General features: G+C 59.8%; 5 protein-coding genes. 2 read left to right on the top strand and 3 right to left on the bottom strand.

Annotated elements, in window-relative coordinates; genetic code table 11:
- The coding region (tssA, locus tag DBR24_RS07665) for a type VI secretion system protein TssA (protein ID WP_128614401.1) at nucleotides 1-794 on the top strand (794 nt) is incomplete at its 5' end.
- On the opposite strand, the gene DBR24_RS07660 is transcribed toward tssA, so the two are convergent.
- The 3 genes from DBR24_RS07660 to DBR24_RS07650 form a co-directional block, all read right to left on the bottom strand.
- Nucleotides 791-1,759 carry a 2-hydroxyacid dehydrogenase gene (locus DBR24_RS07660; RefSeq protein ID WP_128614400.1) on the bottom strand — a complete coding sequence of 323 codons (969 nt, stop codon included), beginning with the start codon at nucleotides 1,757-1,759 and terminating at the stop codon, nucleotides 791-793. The two genes, tssA and DBR24_RS07660, sit on opposite strands and share 4 nt — an antisense overlap.
- Before the next feature lie 168 nt (nucleotides 1,760-1,927).
- Complete coding sequence (locus DBR24_RS07655) at nucleotides 1,928-2,362, bottom strand: hypothetical protein (RefSeq protein ID WP_177490473.1); 435 nt, start codon at nucleotides 2,360-2,362, stop codon at nucleotides 1,928-1,930.
- Nucleotides 2,363-2,779: 417 nt separating this feature from the next.
- On the bottom strand, nucleotides 2,780-3,163 hold the full coding sequence (locus DBR24_RS07650; RefSeq protein WP_128614398.1) for a tautomerase family protein: 384 nt from the start codon (nucleotides 3,161-3,163) through the stop codon (nucleotides 2,780-2,782).
- Between the two features lie 307 nt (nucleotides 3,164-3,470).
- On the opposite strand from DBR24_RS07650, the gene DBR24_RS07645 reads away from it, so the two are divergent.
- The gene (locus tag DBR24_RS07645) at nucleotides 3,471-4,751 is read left to right on the top strand and encodes an HAAAP family serine/threonine permease (RefSeq protein WP_128614397.1); all 1,281 of its coding nucleotides are present in this window, start codon (nucleotides 3,471-3,473) and stop codon (nucleotides 4,749-4,751) included.
- Nucleotides 4,752-5,027 lie beyond the last annotated feature (276 nt).

Here is a 5,027-nt window from a genome sequence, read left to right as displayed (position 1 = left end):
TGGATGGACTGCCCGGCAGCCTGGCGTTGATCGCCGGGTTGTGCGAACGCTTTCCCGAGCATCTGCACCCGCAGGCCGAGGACGGCGATCAGTCCTGGCGGGTCATCCCGCTGGAATGGCTGGTGCGGCGTTACAGTGAAATCCTGCTGACGCGGGTGCCATTGTTCGGCACCCGTAACAGTGATTTCGAGAGCTGCACCCTTGAGGTATGGCGGCGCTTGCAGCTGCAGCAGGTACAGGTCAACGACAGTAAACATGCCAAGAGCTCGGCGGAAACCGCGCGCAACGAACAGAAGAAACTCAACGAACAGATCCGCGCCACGCCGTTGGCCTTTTGGCTGCGCACCCAGGGCAATCTGCTACTGAGCCTGCAACATCTGCAACGGCTCGACACCTGGAGCGATGCCTATCTGGGCGAACAGGGCCCAGGGTTGCGGCCGTTGCAGGAAACCATTCAAGCGCTGCTGACGCTGGTTCAGGAGTTTATCGCCATGCACCCACAACAACCGGCGCCGCCACCGCCGCTCGCCGAAGCACCGCCCGCTGTGGCACAGCCTGAAGCGCAGGCGCCGGTTGCGCAGGTATTCCGCGAACCGGCCAGCCGTGAGGAGGCTTACCGGCAATTGCTGCTGATTGCCGAATACCTGGCCCGCACCGAACCCCACAGCCCGGTGCCGTATCTGATCCGGCGCGGGGTCGAGTGGGGCAACAAGCCGCTGAGCGAACTGCTCGGTGAATTGATCTCCGCCGATGCCGAATCGCGACGCCTGTGGACCTTGCTTGGCGTGCTCTAGTGCACGCGCTGGTTGGAGATTCGCGGCGGCAGGGCGATGGGGGTCAGCACCGGTTGCCCGGAGAAAAACGCCACGAGGTTTTTCCCCACCAGTTCCACCGTGCCTTGGGTGGCTTCCGGTGACAACCCGGCGACATGTGGCGTGAGCAACACGTTGCTGAGGGTTTTCAGCGCGTCGGGCACTTGTGGCTCATGATCGAACACGTCCAGTGCGGCGCCGGCAATGCGCCGTTGCTCGAGGGCGGCGATCAGATCTGCCGTGGCAATCACACTGGCGCGGGCGATATTGACGATAAAGCCTTTCGGCCCGAGGGCATCGAGCACCGCGCGCGTGACCAGCGATTGCGTGCCGATGCCGCCGGGAGTGGCGACGACGAGAAAATCCGAGGCTCTTGCCAGATCGGTCGGGGTCGAGCAAAAGGCGTAGGGCACGTCAGTGCGCACCTGGCGGCTGTGGTAACTGATTGCCATGTCGAAGCCCAGGTGGGCGCGTTTGGCAATCGCCATGCCCACCGCGCCGAGGCCGAGAACCCCCAGGCGTTTGCCCGCCAGCGACGGGCGCATGATCTTTGGCCACTCGCCCCGGCGCACCGCCGCATCGCAGCGCGGAATATCCCGCACCAGCGCCAGCAGCATGGCCATGGCGTGGTCGGCCACCGACGAGGCGTTGACCCCGGCGCCATTGGTAACGGTAATCCCGCGGTCACTGGCGGCTTGCAGATCGACCTGCTCGTAACCGGCGCCGATCACCGTGATGATCTTCAGCGCGGGCAGGGCGGCGATTTCTTCGGCGGTCAGGCCCAGTGGCCCGCGGGTCAATACGGCGTCGATGCGGCTACCCTGGCTGGCGATGGCCTGCGCGCGTTCGGCCGGCGTCGGCGCGAGAATCAGGTGAAAGCCCTGATGTTCGAGAATCGGCAGATAGTCATTGATGGTTTCAACCAGTACCAGAACGGTGGCGGGCATTGCGCGGCTCCTGAGATCGTCGGCGGGGTTGGTTCGCGAAAGTCGTAGCAGAGTGCTGATTGCGGAGCGGCCTGGCAATCTTTGTCATTCGCGCTGTGATTGATTCTGGACGCCTTCGCGCAAGAAGCAAGCGCACCGCAATACCGGCCATCCAGTGTGCCGGCATGATCACTGGGCTGCCCGGGCCCTGGTTTGTTCGGCGAGGGCAATCGGTTTGAAATCATAAGTGGGATAGAACTCGGTCCGGTAACTGCCCCACGCGGTGTTCTCCAGGGCGAGGTTGACTTCCGCCAGACGCGAAGCCGGGAAGCGCACGGTGACCACCTGGCCGATGCCCATCATGATGTTCCAGCTCACCACTTCGACGCCGGCCGGGGGGAAGGTTTCATAGAACCCCTGGCGAGCGAGCTGAGCCTTGATTTCGCTTAACGGTCGCGACTGATCGTGTTTCAGAAACACGGTGAGCATCATCGCGTTGTCCGGAGTGGCAGCCGCATGGTTTGCAGCTGGAGTGACGGCTTGTGCATGAACAGCGCTGCAGCAGACCGAAGCGATCAGCGCTGTCGACATCAGCAGTGTTTTAAGTTTTTGCACGATGGGCATCCTGTTTTATTGTTTGATGGCCGCCCGTGGTTTCATCGGGCGGTATTCATTGCCATATTCGTCGCGGGAAAATATAGGCCCGGATTGAAAGTCTGTTCAATGGCGGGGAAGTTGCTTGTAACAAATAAACTTTTAGTCACGCTTTGTTATGGTTTTATAAGGTGTTTTTAGTTGTAGGAAATATCTGAGTTCTTTGATGACTTATACGGTGGGTAATATTTTTTTCGCGCGATATAGGTGCGCGTTATTGCCAGTCACAATAAATACTTAAACAAAGTTGTAGGAAAACGAGCGCCAATAAAAACAGGGCATTGACGCCGCCGCACTTTGGTGCAACGGCGCAGCCCCGGCTCAGAACGTCACATCGACACTGGTGAGCAGCCCTGCGAACGCCGCGTGGCGGGAGGTGAAGGGCGGTCAACTGGCGTATTGCGCGATGCCATTGCCGAACGACCAGTTCTCTTTTTTCACTTCCACCAGATTGATGAACACGTCTTCGAGACGGATGCCCAGTTGGGTGTTGAGGTTCTGGGCGATGGTCTGGTAGAGCGCTTTTTTCTGCTCCAGGGTGCGGCCTTCGTTGAGCGTTATCTGGATGATTACCAATTGGTCTGTGCGCTGGATGCCCAGGTACTGCGGGTCGAAGATGAAGTGCTCGCTATCGTGCTCGGCAAGGATCTGGAAGTTATCGTGCTCCGGCACATTGATGGTGCTGCGCATGGCGGCGTAGACCTGTTCACCGATGCGTCTGGCGAAGTGGGGGTCGGGGTTTTGTTTGATGTCAACGCGAACCAAAGGCATGGGAGGGCTCCGCAGGGCAGGGGACTCATCTCACGCTAGATCATGTGGCCTAAATTGAAAGGCTTGGGTGCTTGAGCTCGAAAAGATGTATCAAAAACGACATTTCAGGTGTCTATCAGCGACAGCTTTATTCCCAAAAGCGACACCCCGCTGATCTGCACCGCACAACCATTCCTCAGCTAAGTCTTTGCTTCTGCTCATTTATCGCGGAGAATCGCGCCCCTGTTTCGGCCGGGGCATGTCTGTCGGTTTTTTCCGATGCGTCCTGACCGAGTGGCAAGTGACCGGAATGCGGAGATCCGACCGGATGAATGATCAGGCCAAAAGCGTCGATCAACGCTTTGATGCAGCAGCACCCGCTGAACTTTCGAGCTGGAATCGCCAGGACACCACCTGGATGTTGGGACTGTTTGGGACGGCCATCGGCGCCGGCACCCTGTTTTTGCCGATCAACGCAGGGCTGGGTGGCTTCTGGCCGCTGGTGATCCTTGCGCTGCTGGCTTTCCCGATGACGTTCTACGCACACCGTGGCCTGACCCGCTTCGTGCTCTCCGGTCGCGAAGGCGCCGACATCACTGACGTGGTCGAGGAGCATTTCGGCATCAAGGCCGGGGCACTGATCACCTTGCTGTATTTCTTCGCCATCTTCCCGATCCTGCTGATTTACAGCGTTGGCCTGACCAACACGGTCGCGAGTTTCCTTGAACACCAACTGCACATCACGCCACCACCGCGTGCGTTGCTGTCGTTCGTGCTGATCCTCGGCCTGCTGGCCGTGGTGCGTTGCGGTGAGCAGGCGATCGTCAAGGCGATGAGCCTGATGGTGTATCCGTTTATCGTTGCGCTGCTGTTTCTGGCGGTGTATCTGATTCCGCACTGGAACGGCGGCATCCTGACCACCGCTTCGCAGGTGCCCGCACCGTCGGCGCTGCTGCACACCCTGTGGCTGGCGATTCCGGTGATGGTGTTCTCGTTCAACCACTCGCCGATCATCTCGGCCTTCGCGGTGGATCAGAAGCGTCGTTACGGGGTTCACGCCGAAGAGCGCAGCTCGCAGATCCTGTCCCGTGCGCACCTGTTGATGGTGGCGATGGTGCTGTTCTTCGTGTTCAGTTGCGTGCTGACCCTGTCGCCGGAACAACTGGCCGAAGCCAAGGCGCAGAACCTGTCGATCCTGTCGTACCTGGCCAACCACTTCAGCAACCCGACCATCGCGTTTGCCGCGCCGCTGATTGCGTTTGTGGCGATTTCCAAGTCGTTCCTCGGTCACTACATCGGTGCCAGTGAAGGCTTGAAAGGCCTGATCGTCAAAAGCGGCAAGCGTCCGGGTGCCAAGGCGCTGGATCGCATTGTCGCGGCGTTCATGCTGGTCATCTGCTGGATCGTCGCAACGCTGAACCCGAGCATCCTCGGCATGATCGAGACCATCGGTGGTCCGGTGATCGCAGCCATCCTGTTCCTGATGCCGATGTATGCGATTCGCAAGGTGCCGGCGATGGCCCGTTATCGTGGTCAGGCGTCGAACGTATTTGTCACCGCAGTGGGGCTGGTGGCGATTTCGGCGCTGGTTTATTCGCTGAGCGCTTAAGGCGAGATCAAGAGATCGCCGCCTGCGGGGTTTTATGTGCACCCGCAGGTGCTGCCGAGGGCGGCGATCTTTTGCTTTTCAGCTACAGTAGGCCGCTGCGCATCCGTGATGCGCAGCGGCTTTTTTTCGTCTGGAGACATTGGATTGTCGAGCGCGCCCCAAGCTGTAGAACCACCCAATCGCTGGCAGGACATTCTCGCCGGGCTGTCGATTGCCGGCCTGTTGCTGCCCGAAGCCGTCGCCTATTCGACCATCGCCGCATTGGCGCCCCAGGCC

Origin of the sequence: Pseudomonas sp. HMWF006, from assembly GCF_003061205.1 — a bacterium.
In the GTDB taxonomy this organism is placed as follows: domain Bacteria; phylum Pseudomonadota; class Gammaproteobacteria; order Pseudomonadales; family Pseudomonadaceae; genus Aquipseudomonas; species Aquipseudomonas monsensis.
This window is presented reverse-complemented; position numbering and strand designations above follow the sequence as displayed.

Bases quoted from the DNA above. Each gene is read 5' to 3' on its own strand.
- DBR24_RS07660 (WP_128614400.1), bottom strand. From the start codon at position 1,759: ATGCCCGCCACCGTTCTGGTACTGGTTGAAACCATCAATGACTATCTG.
- DBR24_RS07655 (WP_177490473.1), bottom strand. From the start codon at position 2,362: ATGCCCATCGTGCAAAAACTTAAAACACTGCTGATGTCGACAGCGCTG.
- DBR24_RS07650 (WP_128614398.1), bottom strand. From the start codon at position 3,163: ATGCCTTTGGTTCGCGTTGACATCAAACAAAACCCCGACCCCCACTTC.
- DBR24_RS07645 (WP_128614397.1), top strand. From the start codon at position 3,471: ATGAATGATCAGGCCAAAAGCGTCGATCAACGCTTTGATGCAGCAGCA.